13 protein-coding genes and 1 tRNA gene are annotated in these 20,302 nt (G+C 60.3%); 6 read left to right on the forward strand and 8 right to left on the reverse strand.

Going from position 1 to position 20,302, the window contains the following annotated elements:
- Positions 1-14 precede the first annotated feature (14 nt).
- From HAHE_RS07790 to HAHE_RS07815, 6 genes are read right to left on the reverse strand one after another with little or no spacing between them, the layout of a single operon-like run.
- Positions 15-1,016: a DNA cytosine methyltransferase gene (locus HAHE_RS07790; RefSeq protein ID WP_338689941.1), complete on the reverse strand. Its 1,002-nt coding sequence runs from the start codon at positions 1,014-1,016 to the stop codon at positions 15-17.
- Entirely contained in the window at positions 1,013-2,980 is a 1,968-nt protein-coding gene (locus HAHE_RS07795; protein ID WP_338689943.1) for a DUF1998 domain-containing protein, read from the reverse strand. The genes HAHE_RS07790 and HAHE_RS07795 overlap by 4 nt, the downstream gene beginning before the upstream one ends.
- Complete coding sequence (locus HAHE_RS07800; protein ID WP_338689945.1) at positions 2,977-6,666, reverse strand: hypothetical protein; 3,690 nt, start codon at positions 6,664-6,666, stop codon at positions 2,977-2,979. The genes HAHE_RS07795 and HAHE_RS07800 overlap by 4 nt, the downstream gene beginning before the upstream one ends.
- Positions 6,667-6,676: 10 nt before the next feature.
- On the reverse strand, positions 6,677-8,392 hold the full coding sequence (locus tag HAHE_RS07805) for a nuclease-related domain-containing DEAD/DEAH box helicase (protein WP_338689947.1): 1,716 nt from the start codon (positions 8,390-8,392) through the stop codon (positions 6,677-6,679).
- 10 nt (positions 8,393-8,402) lie between these two features.
- Positions 8,403-10,025, reverse strand: a complete 1,623-nt coding sequence (locus HAHE_RS07810) for a hypothetical protein (RefSeq protein ID WP_338689949.1) — start codon at positions 10,023-10,025, stop codon at positions 8,403-8,405.
- Positions 10,022-10,987 (reverse strand): hypothetical protein, encoded by a 966-nt coding sequence (locus HAHE_RS07815; RefSeq protein WP_338689951.1) that lies wholly within the window; start codon positions 10,985-10,987, stop codon positions 10,022-10,024. Before HAHE_RS07815 ends, HAHE_RS07810 begins: the two co-directional genes overlap by 4 nt.
- A 755-nt stretch (positions 10,988-11,742) precedes the next feature.
- Here HAHE_RS07815 and HAHE_RS07820 point away from each other — a divergent pair.
- From HAHE_RS07820 to HAHE_RS07830, 3 genes are all read left to right on the forward strand, one after another.
- Complete coding sequence (locus HAHE_RS07820) at positions 11,743-12,138, forward strand: hypothetical protein (protein ID WP_338689953.1); 396 nt, start codon at positions 11,743-11,745, stop codon at positions 12,136-12,138.
- A 189-nt stretch (positions 12,139-12,327) separates the two neighbouring features.
- On the forward strand, positions 12,328-12,744 hold the full coding sequence (locus HAHE_RS07825) for a toll/interleukin-1 receptor domain-containing protein (RefSeq protein WP_338689955.1): 417 nt from the start codon (positions 12,328-12,330) through the stop codon (positions 12,742-12,744).
- A complete protein-coding gene (locus HAHE_RS07830; RefSeq protein WP_338689957.1) occupies positions 12,737-13,330 on the forward strand; it encodes a toll/interleukin-1 receptor domain-containing protein in 594 nt (197 codons plus the stop codon). The genes HAHE_RS07825 and HAHE_RS07830 overlap by 8 nt, the downstream gene beginning before the upstream one ends.
- 187 nt (positions 13,331-13,517) lie before the next feature.
- Here HAHE_RS07830 and HAHE_RS07835 read toward each other — a convergent pair.
- Positions 13,518-13,592 (reverse strand) — tRNA-Cys (locus HAHE_RS07835).
- 142 nt (positions 13,593-13,734) lie between these two features.
- Between HAHE_RS07835 and HAHE_RS07840 the strand changes: the two genes are divergently transcribed.
- The 3 genes from HAHE_RS07840 to recA all read left to right on the forward strand — a co-directional run bounded on the left by HAHE_RS07840 (position 13,735) and on the right by recA (position 17,368).
- Positions 13,735-15,156 (forward strand): class I SAM-dependent methyltransferase, encoded by a 1,422-nt coding sequence (locus HAHE_RS07840; RefSeq protein WP_338689958.1) that lies wholly within the window; start codon positions 13,735-13,737, stop codon positions 15,154-15,156.
- A 60-nt stretch (positions 15,157-15,216) separates the two neighbouring features.
- Positions 15,217-16,182 (forward strand): thioredoxin family protein, encoded by a 966-nt coding sequence (locus HAHE_RS07845; protein WP_338689959.1) that lies wholly within the window; start codon positions 15,217-15,219, stop codon positions 16,180-16,182.
- Between the two features lie 157 nt (positions 16,183-16,339).
- Positions 16,340-17,368, forward strand: a complete 1,029-nt coding sequence (gene recA / locus HAHE_RS07850) for a recombinase RecA (protein ID WP_338689960.1) — start codon at positions 16,340-16,342, stop codon at positions 17,366-17,368.
- Positions 17,369-18,035: 667 nt separating this feature from the next.
- Here the strand turns inward: recA and HAHE_RS07855 are convergent.
- Entirely contained in the window at positions 18,036-20,192 is a 2,157-nt protein-coding gene (locus HAHE_RS07855) for an excinuclease ABC subunit UvrB (protein ID WP_338689962.1), read from the reverse strand.
- Between the last annotated feature and the right edge of the window lie 110 nt (positions 20,193-20,302).

Consider the following 20,302-nt stretch of genomic DNA (forward strand, 5'->3'; position numbering starts at 1 on the left):
AGCAGGAAATCGACTTACCTGTAGATTGAGGTTCTAATCGACTCAGCCAGTGCAAATCCTACCTGCATCGGGATGCAATCAGACACTTGGCGGATTTGCTGTGAAAGCGTGCCGAGAAGTCTGTAGCTTTGGGGGAAACCTTGGAGCAGCATTGCTTCAAAGACGCTGAGGCGTCGCTTCCCGGAGGGGTGGATGTGAATTTCCCGGTTGCCGTAGGCAACCGTCCAACTTGGTTTATCCCAGCTCAGAACCCGGAAAGACCTTCCCCACGAGGCGCCCTGGACCAACGAGCCGTCGGTGAACTTCGCTGACTTCGGCATCATCGTCCAATGATTGGGATGAACCGGAATATCTTCTGGAATGATGCCCCTTTTGAAGAACAGTGGATCAGCTAGGCCGCGAATGGCCGAAGCTACGGTATTGGGCTCATCGAATTGACCAACTGGGAAGTTGAACGGACGATCAGAGAAGTTCTTTTTGTTGATGCCGACAACGAAAACACGTGGACGGACCTGAGGGACTCCGAAATGCTGCGCGTCAAGGACGTGTTCGTAGAGTCGAAAGCCAGCCCTTCTAAAGGCTTCTTTGAATCGACTGAAAGTTTCTTCGTGCCGAAAGGAGTTGATGCCTTGAACATTCTCGAACACGAAAAAGTCAACTTCATCGTCCTTGTTGAGATGCCTAAGAAGAGATGCGAACTTGCCGGGTAAGGTGCTCCGTTCGTCATCATCTCGCTTATGCACGTTGCCATTCGAGAAGCTTTGGCAAGGGGCTCCACCAATTACTCCTTTGATTGCAGCACCGTGGAGCAGGGCCTTCAGTTCGCTACCAGAGATTGTGGAAATATCGACCTCGGCTGCCCTAGTGCTTTTGCGATTGAAGTTGTACGAATTAACTGCTGCTTTGCTGATGTCTAGCGCGAGCTTTACATCGAAGCCTGCCTGCTCGAATCCGAGGTCGAACCCTCCGCAGCCGGAGAAAAGAGAAAGAATCGGAATTTTCGTTTTTGGACTCACTGGCAAAAGTTGGTGCCCAAGATCGACACTTTTGGGTCCACCACGGTCATCCGATCGAGGAGCTTGTTGAAGGCTTCGCAACTGGTTTCAGGGAGCAAGGCGCAACTGTGGCATGCAGCGAGATTCAGAGACTCGGGCCCTTGCCCTCCGGCGGTTGCCGCCTCACTGCAAACTGGATCTGCCGAACACCACCCGGCTTCTTCAATCGCGTTCTCAAGAATGCGCCCGAGTGCGTTTGGCTCCGCGAGGCGGACAAGTCCTCCCATCGTGCCTTCAGAATCACCGGCAGCAGTGTAAATTAGTATGCCTGCCATAGGCTCGGGCCCTGCGCTGACGTAGAGCCGTTCTCGAAGCGAGGCTGAGCCGTAGCCGCACTCGAAAACCATCCGACCAATCAAGATATGAGCGAGCGTGTGAAGAAGAACGTAGCGCGGCTCGATAAGTTGATCTTCCCAGCGGTAACGTCGCACGCAAGCGTTATGGTTCTCTTGCAAAGTGCTGATGTGGGAAACCACTTCAGGACGGTTTTCCCATGCCTTTATTTTGCTCTCTGATAGTTGCAAAAAGATGCCTTCGCCATGTACCACAGTCGCTGGAAGCCACCGCTTTGCATGATCATGAGGGTAGGCCTGCCACAACAGCGAAGACGCAGGAGGTGCATCCGATGGTAGTCGTGACATGAGGCGTGAGAATCCAGCAAAGACACGGGTTTCCTTAAGCTTCTCGACTGCAACAATGCGTTCGATGAGCCCGCCGAGGCGGCTTGGAAGTCCCGAGGCATCGGTCTCGCGGAGCACAAGATCCCCTTCGCGGTCGGTGCTGCCCTGGAAGGCGTGATACTCTTCGCGCCGGATCATCGCCTCTTGATCCGCCTTCGGTCCGCCAGCCAGACCCCCCGGAGCTTCTTCTGGTGGCGGCGCTTCCTGGTGCCCCGTCAGCGCCGTGAGAATGGCCTCATCCGTGTAATCGGAAAGCCGTGGATTTTCACTCTTGTCGTCCCTTTTGCGGAGCTTCTTCAGAATATCTTCCAACTCGTCATCGGCACGGCGCCACATCCGGATCTGATTCCGGAAGTCCACTTCATCGAGGATCGTCCGCAATGCGGACGGAGATGGCTGGTAGCGGGGCGGAATGAAAATAGCACTCCTGACGTCGGCGTAATGTGCGTTCGTGGCGTTGATAAGAACAGCTCGCAAGGGGCGCTCGCAACGCTCATTCGGAACCGGTCCCATCCAAGAGCGGACGCCCTGGCAGCTGAAATCCGTGCTACCATCCTTCGGGGGAATATCCCCCTTGTTCAGGAGCAGCTGACGGCTAAGACCACTCCAGCCTCGTGGGTCTGAGCCCGAAGGCAGCTCGCCGCTCATGACCCCGGCGAGTGATCTTGATTTTTTGCATCGCTCGCAGCGGACCTGGATTGATTCCAGGGATCCTGTTCCTTGCGATACGAACTTCAGGTGCCCTCCGCAAGAGGGGTCGGGCGTTTCGGTGTGGTGGACCCATTCCAGCCAGGGGAAATCCTGAAGGTGACCGTGATCGCAAACTGCCGCAAAGCTGATCTGGCGCAGGCGGATGTTCTTGCAGTCATTGCCATCACACGTGAGGTAGCCATCCCGATTGAGATGCGCCCGCTTCATCGCGGAGCATTTCGGACGGGGGCACACATACCAAGTTGGGAAGCGGTAGACAGGGGTGGTCAGCTCCAGATCCTTGGCATCCTCGCGGTCTTCAGGCCCCGGGGCCATCCGGAAGTGGGAAACCCCGAGGGCAGCCTCAAGCCTGGGCTCACGCAGCCATAGCGGGAGCTTCTTCAGGTCCTCTTCGTCGGCGGGATTCCCTTTGCGGTCGCGAAACCATTCATCAAGTGCTCCCGTGACAACGGCGACTCCTCCTTCGAGAACGTGGATGGCACCGGGTCCGAAAGGGGCGACGAGTTGGGATCGGCGGAGCGGGTTCAGTCTCATGATCCGGTTGAAGTCTCGGTTTCAGGTGTGGGCGGAATCCGGAGTCGGCAATCCGCATCAACCCCCCGGAGCGAGTTCGGCGTTTCCCAGGTCTGCCCCTCCCACTCAGTAGGGCAGGGGCTTCCATAGGGCCGGATAAGAGGGACATCGCCCGCTTTCTCCTTGCTGGGAAAGTATTCAGACCACTTCGCCGGATGATAGCGTTTCCACTCTGCAAGCCGACGCTCAAAACAATCCCTGAGATCCTCCAGGGCCCGGTCGCGCACGGCATCGTCCGGCGTGATCACCGCAATTCTGTTCCTGAGAAGCTGGTAGACCTTGCGTGCCGCCGTCTCAAGGTCGGTGCCCGCAAATGGGGTGGGACTTCCCAGATCATCTTCCGGAAGTGTCTGCCGCACATAGGCAACCAGCACGGCATGAAGCGCCCGGTCCAGGACAGGGATGGTGAAGGGGGTCACACTTGCGGGCTCCACCTGGGCGTAAAGCCGCGTGTGGTATGCTTGAAAGTGTTCGTAGTGGGATCGATCACGGGCCTTCATCGCGCCGTAGTTCATGAGGATGAGGCCGGGGAGTCGCCGCCCCACCCGGCCCGTGGCCTGGATGTATTGGGCGGTGGTTTTCGGTTGTCCGGCGACCCCCATCAGCCCCAGGCGATCGACGTCCACGCCCACCTCGATGATGTTGGAGGCTAGGCAGGCGTCGATCGGGTAGAAGCCCTTCCGGGGTTTAGTCTTGTAGGGTCGCTCTAGTGCTTCCAGCGCCCGGGGCACATCGCTGTTAGCCAGACGCCCCGTCAGTTCAAGGAGTTCGTACAGGACACGGCGTGATTTCCTTGGATACCACCTGCGCTGAATGTCGTAAAGCCTCTGGGGAATGTCGGCCCCGAACAATGTCAGGTTTGCACCCAGCTCACGCAAACTGTTGTAGAAAACCAGCAGCGTCCACCAGGGGTCCCGCTCTTCGTCCGTCTTGAAACCAAGGGCAGCCGCCAGCGCGGCAGCGTAGAGCCGGACACTTGCGGTCAGCGCCGAAGAATAGTTGACCGGGAGGAAGCCAAGGTAGCGTCGCCCGGGTTTCCGCGCGCCCGAATTCTGACGATCGTAGCAGGCGAAAAATGAGTCGGCGGCATCGAGCCCGGGAGCGGGAAAGATCGCCGTCGTCTTGCGGGCATAGAGGTCACGAATCTGCCGGTCCGAAGCGCGGGTGGTCGCAGTTGCGGCAATCAGCTTTGGTTTGAAGCCTAGCTCATTGTCACGGCGGTCAGTCGCCAGTTCGTCAATCAAGGTTTCATAAAGCCCGACCATGCTACCCAGGGGGCCGGTGATCAGATGAAGCTCGTCCTGAATGATCAGTCCCGGAGGGGACGCTTTCCGTGAGCCGTCCCCGGCCAAACCGAAGAGGCTCCGGCATTCCTCCCGCCACGCGAGCGATGCGAACTTGTCGACCGTGGCAATCACATAGTCAGGAGGGTTTTCGTAAAGATTCTCGTCGGTGACCTCGACTGGCAGCTGTTTGCTGAAGCTGCAGTCCGTGTCCGGACAGTGGAGGATGACGTCGGAGCCCGTCTTCTGCCTGGCGCCGTCAATTTCATGCCCCCCTGACCTGCCACCGGCTTTGCGGGGTCCCATGGGAGCGCCGCACCAGGGGCACTTCAAAAGGACCATCTTGTAAGATTCTTCCCCGAATCTCTTAGTATCTTTGTAGGCAATCAATGCATCCGCCCTCTTGTTCGGAGTGGTATCGCCACCGACCCAGATACCGATGCGGTAGGGTTTCGTACCAAGACGCCCGCTCAGGTCCCCACGGATTTGGTTCATCGCGCAAACCAGGGATGAGGCCCGCTGGAATTGCTGGGCGGTGAGCAACCGCAGGGTGTAGCGCATCAGCACCTCGGTCCCCGTATCGGTAGGATCCTTGAGGCGGCGCATGAAGAGGGAAAAGGCCGCGCAGCCGAGGTAGGCCTCCGTTTTGCCGCCACCGGTCGGGAACCAGATGAGATCGACGATTTCACGAGACGGGTCCGAGGGATCGGCGAGGGCGGGAAGATTCATCAGCAGGAACGCCAGCTGGAAGGGGCGCCATGCCCTAGCGATCGCCTTCCCAGAGGCCAGGTCGGGCTCGGCGTAGGGTGGCTCGTAGGTGACCCTCTTTGTCTTCGCGTCGAAATTTCGTGACCGGGTCTTGATGCCTGATGCCAGTGCCTGGAGGAGCATCGCCCGGTTCGTCAGGCGAAAGGCCAGTGGGATGTCGGAGTCGGGGTCTCTCTCAAGCAACTTCAGGCCTGTCTGCATGCGCTCGAGCGATGCGCTGCAGGCCTTCAAGTGGCGCTCTGCTGCAGGTCTGAAACGGGGTTCCAGGCCGGGGATTTCTGCGGTGCGGTCTTCAATCCATTTCGAGTAGAGTTCGAGGAGGAGCCTCAACTGAGCGAGGGCCTCCCCGGTCCTGCTCTCGTCCGCCAGAAGATGGAGTGGAATGCTCAGCTCTTTTTCCGGTGCACCGGGCGCGTCACGATAATAGAGCCGGGGGGTGATCTGCGGCGTCTCGCACCAGGGAACGACCTCGGCCCGGACGGCACGGGCATGTTTTGCGTATTCGTCCGCATCCCAGGCCCCGGCACAGCCATGCCCGGTCGCGAAGACATGTTCATTGCGGTAGAGCAGCTCCAGGGACTGTTGCTCGGAACCACCACCTGCATTCCCGCTCTCCGGATAAGGAAGGATGGCAGAGTCGTCCGACCCTGGGGCCGATGCGACGAAATGGGCCTGGAACAGGCACAACAAATCAAGGGCATCCCTTGATTTGCACTGGCTGCGATTCACCAGGGTGATGGTGAGCAGGCGGGCCGTGCCGGGGTGATCGTTTCCCGGAATCCTGCTCCGGCCTCGAACGAGAACCTCCAGGCGCAAGTCGATCGGGGGAAGCCCTTCCCCGGTCGGGACTTCAACGGGCCGGCTTGGAAGAAAGCCGTCAGCCGCTTTGATTTCCAGGAAGGGAATCCTGATTTCGTGGTCCACCTTGCGCCGGACCCACCAGACAATCTCCCGGCGGTCCTTGCCGTCTGCAATGCGGACATTTTTGAAACGCTGGTAACGCCCTCCCGTGACCCTGATGACAAGATCGCCCGCACCCGCGCTGTCCACCACGAAGGAAATGCCGATACCCCGCTGCCGCCGGAGGTTCGTGACCCGGAGATCCGCGGCATCGGATGCAATATCCTCGTCGTCACCGCCACTATCCGGCCCCTTGATCTTTGCCGCCCGTTTCTCAATCTTCCGGATCCGTGCATCTTCCGCCTTGGTGCGTTCCTCGCGGGCCTTTTCCTCGGCTTCCTCCCCGCCATCTTCTTCAGGCCCAGCCGAAGCTTCGGCGCTTGCGTTCCGTTCCTCATCATCTTCCTGGACCACCTCATCTTCCTCGGGGAACAGGACGCCCATGCCGTAACGGTTCAGCGGACGATCCTCGCGCAGGATTTCTTCACCGGTTGCCTTGTCGACGGGGCGGTTGCTGCGGTGCTCCTTCTGATCAGCAAAGGTCACGGGCTTTGACAGATCGAACTCTGTCGGCTCGTCGAGCAGGTTTTGTTCGGCTTCCAAGGAACTTCCCGGCCCGAAGACCTCGCCAACGATGGCGGATACCAGCAGGTCACGGTTTTCTAGGTGTGTTGCGAGATCGTCTTGGTCGGACATGGTAATGGGATCAGATGGTGTCGCGGACGAATTGTTTCAGATCTTCATGAAGGAAGACGCCAAGGCGGTGGAGTGCCCGCGAAAGTCCAATGTAGAAGAGCGACTGCTGGGTGGAGTCATCCATTTTCTCGAAGTCGGTGACGAGAACAACCGGGGCCTCCAGTCCCTTGAATCCGTGAATGGTGGAATAGCCGATCCTGCCATCTCCTGCCGGGAAGGCGCCGATCCTACCCCGCCAGGCAGGATCGGATTCGAGCTTCCTTCCGAGCGATCCCTTTCCTTTGGGGCTCAGTAGCACGATGTCCGAGGGTTTGAAGCCGTCCGCCAGACACCGTTCAACGAAGTCAGCTGCCTGTGCGATCTGATCTTGATCACTGCTCCAGAACTCAAGTTCCGGATCCATCCGGTCGTCCGGGCGAAGGACTCTCGCATATGGCGGGTCGAGCTTACCGAGGGTCACGATGTACTCCGAAATTGCCCGGGTGTTTCGGCAGTTGGTGTTCAGAAGAAACCGCGAGGCGGAGGGACTCCGCTCTTCGATGAACCGCTCCATGCCCATCGAACCCTTGCAGAAGATGTCCTGACCGACAAAGTCGCCGAACATGCACCATCGGCCGGCGGCAAGGCCGCCTTCCAGCATGAGGTCCAGAACGTCGAGGAGGTGGGGTTTGAGAAGATCCTGTGCTTCGTCAAGGACGATGAAATCGAAGGGCTTGAACCCGGGATCATCGAGCAGTGCATCAATCGCACGGGAGGCCAGCAGACCGTTGAAGAAATCCGGATCATCCCGGTCTCCGGGGCTGAGCCGGTCCTTTGCAATTTCATAAAGCCACCCATCGAGATGGCCTGATTGGACCCCTGGTAGAATCTGACCGGTCCGCTTGAAGAGGTCGTTTCCAAGAAGCTTGTTGAAACAGAATAGCGCCGGATTCCGGGCCTCGCCGGATACCGCCTTCCGGCGCAGGGCCTCCATCGCGAGAACCGTCTTCCCCGATCCAGCGGGTCCGGAGAAAATCACGCGCGGATTGAGGGCGGCCTGGTCCAGCGCCGTGAATTGCTCTTCGGTGAGCGAAAGGAGGTCCTCATCCAGTTCCTTGCGCCTGCCTTTGGGGGACAGCGCAACCTCGAACCTGGGGCGCAGTGCACCCGCGACGGCGTCGCATCTCTCCCTGGAAGCATGCCTGGCCGGATCGCGGGCACAGCTCACATTCCGGGATTCGAGGATTGCCCGGCCTTTCGACAGGATGCCCGCGATGATCCGGGAAAGCGGGGCACTGGTGATCCGGGACCGGTCGATGACCTGCCAGTCGTGCCACTCCGGGCTTTTCTGACGAAAGTCGCAGCGTGGGAAGCTGGCCGCCGACCACATCACGAGTGAACCGAACGAGGAATCGATGCCGAGCAGATACTCCCGGATGGAATGCATTGCCTCCGATGCCTGCTTGAACGGTCCCCTCAGGTCCACTGGATCGTGCCCAAGGTGCCAGCCGTCGTCATCGACCACGGCGGTCTTGTGAGACTTCACCTCAACCACCAGAATTCCCAGCTCAGGAACGATCACGACGAAATCCGCCTCGCCGGCGACATTGTTGACGTGCCTTGCCAGATCGAGGCTGTGGAGAACGATCCAGTCTGCAGCGTCAGGGTCGTCGCGCAGTCGGCGGAACAAAAGCTTTTCCCCGGGGGGAGCCTTCTCGGGACAAGTGGAGGGAATGAGACGTGCCATGGCTCAAGTGCTAGTGAAGGGAGAAAGGTTGGTTCAAGCGATTTGGCAGGACCTCGCATTCCTCGGGAAGTACTGCCACCACTTCGTAGGCAACCTTGCGATTGGCCGCGCCTTCGGCACCACCGAATTCCTGGGTTCCGTTTTTGACCAGATCATTGAGGGACTGACCCTCGATCAGTTTGAGAAGTTGGTTAGCGAGCTCGAATCCGGCCTTTCGATGAGCCGCCCGTATCGCTCGGGTCGCCTCGAAGATCCGCTGCCGCTCGGCTGTCAGGCCAAGGATCCCGAGTAAGCCGTCAAAATCCGCCCAGGTTCCCGGGCCGATGTTCCATGACATACACCAGTTCCTGACCGTCGCGTCGGTGCGGATCTTCGAGCCCATTTTCTGCAGCTCTTTCCGAACCTCCCTGGTGGACGAGTAGACCAGAACGTGAGTGCGTAACTTGGTTTTCCAAAGATCCTGGGTGGCTCTGAAACTCTGTGCATCATCTCCGAGGAGATGGTCAGCAAGTTCGGCGACCATGCTCCCGCCGCCAGCAGCCTGAAACAAGAGCACGTCACCCGGGCCGATGTCGCGGACTTCCGCATGGTCAACCCCGGTGCAAACCCAGTTGTTCTGTCCCAACTTCCTCTCGCGGTTCAGCCGGTAGAGCGAGCTTCCCGGGTCGAGGAACACCGCGTGATCCGCACTCAGGAGCACCTGCTTCGCTGCGATTGGTTCACATTCCCATTCCTCCCCGCCTTGTGCGTCCTCGAAAGCACCCGAAGGAACCACGACAGTGGGTAGCGAGTCCAACCACTCCTGGTCCACGGTCGCCTCCGCCGGGTCCACGGTGTGCGCAGCAACCCGTTCGCTCCTGACGATGGACGGGCTTGCAAACGACCGGAATGAACCGGATCCGGATTGGTTTCCGGACCGATGCGGAGAGCCCTCGAAGCGGTAGGGGCTTGGTATCGACGTTGGGAAGCTGGAGGGGGTGTAGAGCCGCAGCGACCGGGCCCTGGGAGCGGCGTAGATGAACTCCGATCCATCGGAGTAACGGCGGCGTGTAGGGCCGAATACCACAAGTTCGTCATAGACCTCCCGCGTCTTAAGTTCAGCAGGCCTCAAACTTCTGATGATAAAATCCCCGCCCAGGCGCCCTGAAAGGTGGTTTCGGATGGGGGCGGAAAGCCGCGCATCGGGGGAAAGAATAGCGATGTTACTGGTTGCTTCCCCCGTGGCAAGCAGGTCCGTGACCGCCGCCTTGCAGAGAGGATTACCTTCTTCCTGTTGCAGCGCGCCGAAGGTTTGCAAGAGTCTTGAGTAGAGGCCCTGGCCGGTGTCATCCAGGCCTCCCTTCAAGTGCTCCAACGATTGGCCGCCAAGCATCGACCAACTCTTCATTTTGCTCACGATCAGCGACGCAGGCAGTGGAGTCGCCACAAGGAAAAACCGGAAGCTCCGGCAGAAGCGGAGAAACGGATGCCAGGCATCATCCATTTCCTGGAGTTTGATCCGGTTCTCAAACGCTCGCAGCGAGGTGTGGAAATCGTCCAGGCAAGACCAGCCGACTTCCGTCACAGACCACCCGGAGACGGCCGCGCTTTCCATTGCCTCATACGAAGCATCGAGTTCCATCCGGGTTTTCATTCCTTGCAGCTGATCAGTTGGATGTCGAAAGAGGAGGGCTTCAACGCCAGCAAGTCGCCTGGCAGTGGGATCTCTTCGATTCGCTGGTAATACAGTTCGTTCACGAAATCCACGGCTTCGGTATAGGCGTTCTCCGAAGCGCTGATGAAAACCACCCGGACTGGTGAATCGATCTCATCCCAGCACCTGAGGAAATTGAGGCTGCCGCAAAGCACGGTGTGACGCCAACCAGGAGCCGGCTCCGGAGTCACCCGCGATGAAAACGTCTCCCGCATGGCCTCGGGACCCCACCCATCCGGACGGATCAGGTCTGCGAGAACCAACGATTCATCCGCACCGGAAACGCCGAACCGCTGCAGATCGATGGAGTCCTTGAGTTCGTCGATGACGCGTGTCTTCACATCGATCATCAGGCAGTCCTGGCTGCCTTGCCCAACCAGTGCGGCAGATCCGTTCTTGCCAAGGAGCTTGTCCAGCGCCCCGATGTTTGAGACGAGCCGGCTTCCCTGATGCCAGGTATCGAGATCGGGCATCGTCTCAAGCTCGCAAACGGCCGGCAGCCAGCGCGGCTTTACGAACCGCGTGTAGTGCCTGCCTTGACGCCTGCCCTGCATGTTGTCGAGGTAAGTCACGGCAAGGCAGGGACCTTCCGGGCCCTCATCAACACCGTGCACGGAACCCACCCACCGTTTGAGCATCATTTTTCCGTCCCGCAGCTCGACAGGGAAGGAAACGGGTTGTCCCTTTCGATCGAGCCATTCGTGTGGATCCGATGATGGCAGGTGCTCGTAGCGGTATTTCCCCGCGAGAATCCCCGAAACCGTGAGGACGCCCGCGAAGTCCAGGAAAGGAACCGAGACAAACACCGCAAAAGGGTCCGTCCGGCTGCCTGAGAGCCGGTGAATCTCCACCCCGAGACGGTGAAGAAAGTGGATCCAGTCCGGAGGGGGATCGGTGCTCACTGGGAAGATGCTATCGAGCGGGTTCAGACATTGGGCGGCACTCTGTCAAACAACACACGGGCACAGGGAACAATGTCTATCACGTTTACGAGTGGGCCCACCGGGATTCTAGCAGACTCGTCCCAATCGCTGACGTACCAGCGTAGTGACCAACGTGTAGGCGTCTTTCTCCCGCTACAATCATTGGAGGCTTTTCCTCGCACGGGTTTGGAGAATACTAAGCTTGGGTAAAAACGCCGGCATCCTCCTCGGGGAACGTTCTGGAAGCCGTCCTGCTCGACAAGAGATACGACGTCAACCGTATCCGCAATCGCCTGGACTTGGGGGGCATCGAGGCCGTGATCCCGCTGATCAGCTCAGGAGCAACCGTGATCCGCTCTGACCTCGACCGCTTCCGTCGCCGGAACTGCGTCGAATGGTCTTTCAGCAAGCTCTAACACTTCCAGCGTATCGCTACCCGCTACGACAAACTCTCTCAGTCCTTCTTCTCGGCCGTCTGTCTGGTAGGCGCTCTCACCATCGCACGGGGTTGGTGATCAGAACCTAGTCTATTCAGTTCTACCGGAACACCACAACTTGAAGACTTCAGTCAGGGCGCTGAATCCATGGTCTGCGTAGTCAGCCGGGCCGCTACAACAGGAGAACGAAATCACGTGTGCTGTCCGATTCCGTTCGACTCAGCCGCCTTTGTTAGATTCCCTCATGCAGCGACGCCTCCCACGGGCGCCAAGGATCCTTCCCAGCCCTCGAATCCAATGCCAAATCGACTCACCCAGACCCCACCGGGAACCCATCAGGCCCTGAAGAATACCGCCTTTGAAATCCTCGCGGTGAGCTGGCTGATGCACGATGGCTGGCAGGTCTTCCTCCCCATTCTTGACCATGGCCACAAGACCGACATCCTCATTTCGGATGGCCCCAAGTATTTCCGCATCCAGATCAAAACCGTCGAGGCTAGGAGTGACGACCATGTTGTAAGGAACCAATGGAGCGAGAGCCACGTCGATTATGTCGTGTTCTTCGTCCGCAATTCGAACTGGGGCGTGATCGCGCCCGCCTTTGAAGAAGCGGAACGCCCGCTCAACCACCAATCTCACCGACGGTTCAACCAGACCAAGAACGAATTCCTCAAAGAGTTCCACAAGGTCTGAAAGCCCGGCAGCTCCGGGCTCAGCCCAAACTCTTCCCCTATCCGGAGACGATAACAGACATCCCAACCGATGGCCCGGGCAACACCACCAAAACACGCCCTCCCTTGCCAAAACCGGCGATCTCGGGGTAGAGCACTTCCAACTGCAGGGGTTACTGGCGCCTCCCGATCCTCGACTCGCGATTGAAGCATGAGCGAACCCTACCGGATTTTCTTTTCCCACGGAGGGGACGACAAATACATCGTCGACGAGTTTCTGGCGCCAAAGATCCGAATTCCCGGCGCCAGCGTGTTTCTCGACACGGGAAAGATCGAGTATGGTGACGACTTCCGCACCATGATCCTCCGGGAATTGGCCCGCTGCGACGAGCTACTGGTCCTTTTCACCAAATCATCCCTGCAACGGCCTTGGGTCCTCGCCGAAGTGGGAGCGACCCTGATCCGCGAAAAGCGAATCGTCCCGATCCGCTACGGCCCCTCCGACTCGGAACTGCAGAAACTGGGTCTCATGTCCCTCCTTGGAAACAGCACGATCTTGAATCTGGAAGACTTCGACACGTATATTTCCCAGCTTAAAAACCGAGTGAACGGAGGGTCCGATGTCTAAGGTATTCATTTCATACTCGCGGGCAGACGTAGAAAAAGCCGAGGAACTGGCCGAGGCACTGGAGAAGGAAGGCATCGATTTCTTCCTCGACTCCACCGGCATCGTCGCCGGGCAGAGCTTCACGGACCAGCTCGGCCGCGAGCTCCTTGAGCAGGAAATCCGCAAGTCCGATGTCATAGCACTGCTTCTCTCCCACAATTCCAAACGAAGCCACTGGGTCGAGAAGGATTGGCAAACTGCGCTTGAGAGCAAAAAACTCGTCGTCCCGGTGTTACTGGACGAAGAAGGAACCGAGAACTGGGTTTGGCCCCTCGTCTCAGATCGCATGGTGTGGCACGCTACCGAAGACCGGGACCTAGGGCAACTCGCCAAAGAGATTCGATGCTTCGAACCTACACTGACTGAGGCCGCAACGCCGCCAGAACCTGTCGCGGCCTGTGCAGAACCTCCTGCCGCATCAGCGGCCCCTTCAGCACCCGTTCCGAAGGCTTCTAAAGGCACGCTTACTGCCAAGCTTGTAGTGACTGCGCTGCTCTCCGCGGGCATCGGAGCCTTGGTGGTGTGGTTGATCATGCAAGGGAACTGAGTGTCGCGCCCCGTCACGGACTACCAATAGTGCCCGGCGAGTGGTTGACGAGAGAGCGCCCATCATGTGCCCCGGATTGCCGCTGGAAGCTGTTCGGATTAAACCTTCAAAGGTCACCGAATGACGCAAGGCTACCATAGGAGGCGTTCGCAGCAGACTCAACGGCTATACACTCCGTAACGGCCGCTGGAGGCGGAGGTGGGAATCGAACCCACGAATGGAGGTTTTGCAAACCTCTGCCTTACCACTTGGCTACTCCGCCATGACGCCTGCGGCGCGGGACGGGTTTGTTACGCGCCGTTCCGCGGGCTGTCAATGCCGGGCTTGGCCGGCCGGGTGGACCGTTCCGGAGCACGCCACGCGAATCGGATTGGCACCTCGGCGATTGCTGGTTTGCTCGGCGCATGCCCGACGCCGTCCGCGAGCTCTACTCCGACCGACGCTACCCCGCCCTGAGCCACCCCGACGCTCATCCGGGCGTGTTGGCCGCGACCGCGCGCATCTCGGGCGTCCCGTCGCCGCCGCTTCCGGAGAGCTGCCGCATCCTCGACATCGGCTGCGGCTCTGGCCACCACCTGCTGCCGCTCGCCGAGCGGTTTCCCGAGAGCACGTTTCACGGCATCGATTTCTCCGACACCGCCATCCGCACCGCGCGGCGCCATGCGGACGCCGCGGGACTGAAGAACATCTCCTTCGAACATGCGGACCTCGCCGAATGGGATCCCGGCGACTCGTCCTTCGACTATGTCCTCGCCCACGGAATGCTTTCTTCGGTCGGTGACGAAACGAAGGCCGCCCTGCTGAAACTGATCCAGCAGTCGCTCGCCCCCGACGGCGTCGCGTGCATTTCCTACCACACCCTCCCGGGATGGTCGCTGCGGCAGGAAGTCGCCGCGATGGTCAAGGCTCTCCCCGAGCTGGGCAGCGACGCTTCGGCCATTCTGAAAACGCTGGCCGAGTCGGCAAGAGACGGAGGCACTCCTTACACCGCCCACCTCGCATCGATTTGCGAAAGCATGCACGCCAAGGGCGGCGAGTTGCTCGCATTCGACGAACTCGCGCCGGTGTGTGATCCGCTGCACTTCGGCCAGGTGATCCAGTGGACGGGCCAGCAGCAGCTCCGCTACCTCGGCGAAGCCACCCTGCCCGGCAACCTGCCGCCGGGACTCGATCCGGGCGCGCTGGCCAAGCTCCAACCGCTCGCTTCCGATCCGGTACGCTTCCAGCAAACCCTCGACCTGCTTTCCGGCCGAACCGAACGCACCAGCCTGTTCTGCCACGCGTCGCTCGCGCTCGACACGGAAACCACGACATCCGTCGTACTTCACTTCTCGGCGCGTCTCGCCATCCACCCGCTGCCGATGAAAACGGTCCACGGCGAGATCCTCGAACTCTTCCACGCGGCGCTGACCGCGGCCTGGCCATCGACCCGTCCGGTCACCGAGCTGATGGAGGAATGCGCGAGCCGGCTGGGACCCCGCTGGGATCCGGCTCGCGGCGCCAAAACCATCGCCGACTGGCTCTACCAAGCGGCGAGACTCGGCTGGGTCGAGCTCCGGACCGACGCGATCCAAGCCGACCCGAAATCGACGGCACGCCCGCGCCTTTCCCCGCTCAATCTCGAATTCGCCCGCAGCCGGACGGCGCTGGTCGATGGCTTCCACCGGAGTTGCGGATTTCCCGACAGCCATTGGCAGATCGCCGCGGCGCTCGACGGTTCCCGCTCGGTGGCGGAGGTCACCGCGCTTGCCCGGGATCACGCTCCGGACCTCGATGTTGAGCCATGGCTCCGGCACTTGGCGTCCCGCGGACTGCTTGTGGATTAGCAAGTGGGGCAACTTGCTTTTCCCTCGACTTCATCGGATTCGGCCCGAGCCTTCCCGCCGATGAAAATCAAACCAATCCTGCTCGCCGCGGCATGCGCGGCAACCCTTGGTCAGGCCCTCGCCGGCGGCGAAGGCTGGACCCATGACTTCGCCGCCGCCAAGAAACAGGCCGCCGAAGAGGACAAGAGTCTGCTTATCGACTTCACCGGCTCCGACTGGTGTGGCTGGTGCATCAAGCTTAACGAGGAAGTCTTTCAGCACGACCCCTTCAAGGAAGGCGTGAAGGACAAGTTCGTGCTCGTGGAACTCGATTTCCTCCGCGACAAGTCGAAGCTCTCGGAAGAGACCCAGAAGCAGAATGAGGAGCTCCAGAGCGAATACGGCATCAAGGGTTTCCCGACGATCCTGCTGACCGACGCCGAGGGCAAACCCTTCGCCCGCACCGGCTATCAGCAAGGCGGCCCGGAGAAGTATGTGAAGCACCTCGATGAACTGCTTGAAGCCCGCAAGACCCGCGACGAGGCCTTCGCCAAGGCCGAGAAGTCGGAAGGCGTCGACAAGGCCAAGGCTCTGGTCGAGGCCCTCAACGCGATGGGACTCGAAGACGAAATGGTCGCCTCCTTCTACGGCGACACGATCGAGACGATCAAAGCGGCCGACCCGGAAGACGAGACCGGCTTCGTGAAGCAGATCGAGATGAAGCAGAAGTTCGGCAAGTTCGAGTCCGAGCTGAACAACTTCGCCCGCGCCCGTGACCACGAGAAGGCGCTGGCTCACGTCGACGAAACACTCGCTTCGGGCGAGTTCGAAGGCGAACAGAAGCAGCAGGTCGCGCTCTACAAGGGCATGATCCTCGCCCAGCAGCAGGAGTTCGACGCCGCCCTCAAGGCGATGGACGAAGCCAAGGAAATCGCCCCGGACAGCGAACTCGCGGGCCGGATCGAGGACTTCAAGGGCCGCATCTCGCAGATGCAGGCTCAGGTGGAGGCCAGCAAGGCCGACGAAAAGGGCGATTCGGACGAGTAATCGCCTCACCCACCAACTATTTTCCAGCGCCGCCGGACCGTGTCCGGCGGCGCTTTTTCGTGCCAATGCTTAAGAAATCCGAAATTGGCTCGTTTTTGTTCAAGAGAACATCTTTTCTCAATTGACCTTCGACGGCGGATCTGCGACACGGTTCGCCATGCCAAAGACCGCTGATCCCTCCGAAAAGCTTGCTGACGCCCGCAAACGCAACCTCGACCTGGCCATCTCCCAGATTCAGAAGGAGTTCGGCGAAGCCGCCATCATGCGGATGGGCGACGAACACCGCGTCGACGTCGATGTCATCCCTACCGGCAATCTGGTCATCGACCGCGCTCTAGGTGTCGGCGGCTTCCCCCGCGGCCGGATCATCGAGGTTTTCGGCCCGGAATCGTCGGGTAAGACGACCCTCACGCTCACCGCGATCGCCCAGGCCCAGAAAAAGGGCGGCCTAGCGGCATTCATCGACGTCGAGCACGCTCTCGACCCCCAGTATGCGCAAAAGCTCGGCGTCAATCTGGATGACCTCCTCGTTTCCCAGCCGAACTCCGGCGAGGAAGCCCTGCAGATCTGTGAAACGCTGGTTCGCTCCAATGCAATCGACGTCATCGTGCTCGACTCGGTCGCGGCTCTGGTGACGAAGCAGGAACTCGATGGCGAGATCGGCGATTCAACCGTCGGCACCCAAGCCCGCCTGATGAGCGCCGCGATGCGCAAGCTGACCGCCCTGATTTCCAAAGCCCGCACGGTCTGCATCTTCACCAACCAGATCCGGGAGAAGATCGGCGTGATGTTCGGCAATCCGGAGACCACCCCGGGCGGCCGCGCGCTGAAGTTCTTCTCCTCAGTCCGGGTCGACATCCGCCGCATCGGCCAGATCAAGGCGACGGATGGCACCGTTCAGGGCAACCGGACCAAGATCAAGATCGTGAAGAACAAGGTCGCCCCGCCCTTCACGACTTGCGAGTTCGACATCATGTACAACGAGGGGATCTCCTCGACCGGCTCGTTGCTCGATCTCGCCCTCGAGTTCGATCTCATCCAGAAGCGCGGGTCGTGGTTCGCCTACAACGGCGAACAGCTTGCCCAAGGCCGTGACGCGGCCAAGCAGGCTCTCAAGGACAACGAAGAGCTCTTCACCGAGCTCTCCGACAAGGTTCGCGAGAAGCTCGACGCCGCGAAGGAGTAACGCGGGGCTTTGTGTTTGTCTGATTCGTGTTCGAGATGCCCGCCGAAAGGCGGGCATTTTCGTGCCGGGGTTGCGGAGCGGACCGCGCGAGCCTATTCGCGCACGGCGGTTACGACCCGCTTGCCAACCCCGATCACGGAAGGGTGCGCGTTCCAGTCCACTTTCACGGGGGGTTCCCGGCGACCCGGACGATCATCTCTCCCGGGGCTCCGGGGCGCGAGTGGGCTCGCGCGGTCCGGGCCAAGCACCAGAATACCCGCAGACTTGAATTCACCTGAGTGTCGGGAGAATGGTTCGGACGGATCCGAACGTGCAGCCCCGAAGGGGCGACGGCATTTAGCCACGGGGTTCACCCCGTGGAAGCGTTGGAAACGGAATCCGTAGCCCCGCGAGGGGCGTGGGCGAGGCGCTACGGGCAGGTGGTTCAAGTCTCCGCCTACGCCCCTCGCGGGGCTCAATCATCTTCCGAACCGGGGAACCACGGGGTGAACCCCGTGGCTAAATGCCGTCGCCCCTTCGGGGCTCTCGAGATTTCGGAACACCTGCCACCTGCCACCTGCCACCTGCCACCTGCCACCTGCCACCTGCCACCTGCCACCTGCCACCTGCCACCTGCCACCTGCCACCTGCCACCTGCCACCTGCCACCAGCCACTTCGGCTGGCCGGTCACTTCCGATACCTCACCTTCTTCTTCGCCGGCTTGGCGCTGCCGTCCTTCAACTGGGCAATCTGGTCCCGTAGGTGCGCGGCTCGCTCGAACTCGAGCTTGGCCGCGGCATCGCGCATCTCCTTCTCAAGCTCCGCGATGACCCGGACCTTGTCGTAAACCTCCTCGTCTTCCGCCACCAGCGAGCGGCTGAGCTTTTCAGCCCCTTCCTTCTGGTTCGAATACAATTGCAGGCTCTCCTGCACCGCACGCTTCACGCTCTGCGGAGTGATCCCGTGCTCCTCGTTGTGCTCCTGTTGACGGGTGCGACGGTACTCGGTCACATCGAGCAACTTCTGGATCGAGTCGGTGACCTCGTCACAGAACAACACACACTTCCCGTTGAGATGCCGCGCCGCCCGGCCGGCTGTCTGGATCAGGCTCGTCTCGTTCCGAAGGAAGCCTTCCTTGTCGGCATCGAGGATGCAGACCAGTGAAACCTCGGGCAAATCGAGTCCCTCACGAAGCAGGTTGATCCCAACCAGAATGTCGAACTCCGCCGCCCGCAGCTGGCGCAGAATTTCCACACGCTCGACCGCATCGATATCGGCGTGGATGTAGCGCACCTTGAGACCGACGTTCTGCAGATACTCCGACAGATCCTCCGCGGTCTTCTTCGTCAAGGTGGTCACCAGCACCCTCTCCCCGATCTCGATCCGCTGGCGGCACAGCTCGATCGTCTCGTCGATCTGGCCTTTCAGCGGCCGCAGTTCGAGGACCGGATCCAACAATCCTGTCGGCCGGATGATCTGCTCGACCACCAACGGCTTCCCGGGCCGGGTCGGATCGAATGCCTCGACCGGCTCGGCACTTCCGCTCGGAATGATGTTCATCCGCTTGAGGTCGAAAGGCGTGAAACCACGGTCGTCCTTGCGACCCTTGACCGGAATGAAGCTCCGGTTGTCGGCGCGTGAGTTGACCATCTCGAACGGCCCCGGCGTCGCCGAGACGTAGAGTCGCTGCCGCGTCATCTTCATGAACTCATCGAACCGCAAAGGCCGGTTGTCGAGCGCGCTCGGAAGGCGAAATCCGTGATCCACCAGCACCGTCTTCCGACTACGGTCTCCCTCGTACATGCCCCCGACCTGCGGAATGGTCACATGACTCTCGTCGATCAGCGTCAGGTAGTCGTCGGGAAAGAAGTCGAGCAAGGTGTAGGGCCTCGCTCCCGGCGGGCGGCCGGTCAGGTGGCGCGAGTAATTCTCGATCCCCTGGCAAAATCCCATCTCGCGCATCATCTCGATGTCGTAGTCGGTCCGCATCCGCAGCCGCTGCGCCTCGATCAGCTTGCCCTGGCTCTCGAACTCCGCGACCCGCGCGTCGGCCTCCTTCCGGATCTCGACGATCGCCTTCTTCATCTTGTCGCCCGGCGTCACGAACTGCTTCGCCGGAAAGAAGGTGTAGCGATCGACCGCCTCGATCATCGAGCCGGTGAGGGTGTCGATGGTGGTGATCCGGTCGATCTCGTCGCCGAAGAACTCGACCCTAACCGCGGTCTCGTCGAGGTAGGCCGGATGCACTTCCACGACGTCGCCACGCACCCGGAACTTTCCTCGGCCGAAAGCGATGTCGTTACGCTCGAAGAGCAGCCCGACAAGGCTCTCCAGCAGCTCGTCGCGGCCGATCTCCTGGCCGACCCAGACCGGGATCATCATGCCCTCGTAGTCCTCGGGCGAGCCCAAGCCGTAGATGCAGCTGACCGAGGCGATCACAATGGTGTCCTCGCGAGTGAGCAGCGACCCCATCGACGACAGCCGCAGGCGCTCGATCTCGTCGTTGATCGACGAGTCTTTCTCAATGTAGGTGTCGGTCCGCGGAATGTAGGCCTCCGGCTGGTAGTAATCGAAGTAGCTGACGAAGTACTCGACCGCGTTGTGCGGGAAGAAATTCTTGAACTCCGAGTAGAGCTGCGCCGCCAGCGTCTTGTTGTGGCTCATGATCAGCGCCGGCTTGCCGATCCGCTCGATCACCGAGGCCATGGTATAGGTCTTCCCCGAACCGGTCACGCCGAGCAGCGTCTGGTGCGGGTTGCCGGCCTCGATCGACTTCACCAGCTTCTCGATTGCCTGCCCCTGGTCGCCCTGCGGCCGGTAATCGCTGACCAACTGAAATGCCATCGCCGTTTCTCTAGGGCCGATCCGCTCCGCCCGCAAGCGACACAGCCCGCCGGAAAGGAGCTCGCCATTCGGGCATTGTGCACTGGCCGGGTTTCCGGCAAGCATTCCGC

The sequence above is a fragment of the Haloferula helveola genome (assembly GCF_037076345.1).
Taxonomy (GTDB): domain Bacteria; phylum Verrucomicrobiota; class Verrucomicrobiia; order Verrucomicrobiales; family Akkermansiaceae; genus Haloferula; species Haloferula helveola.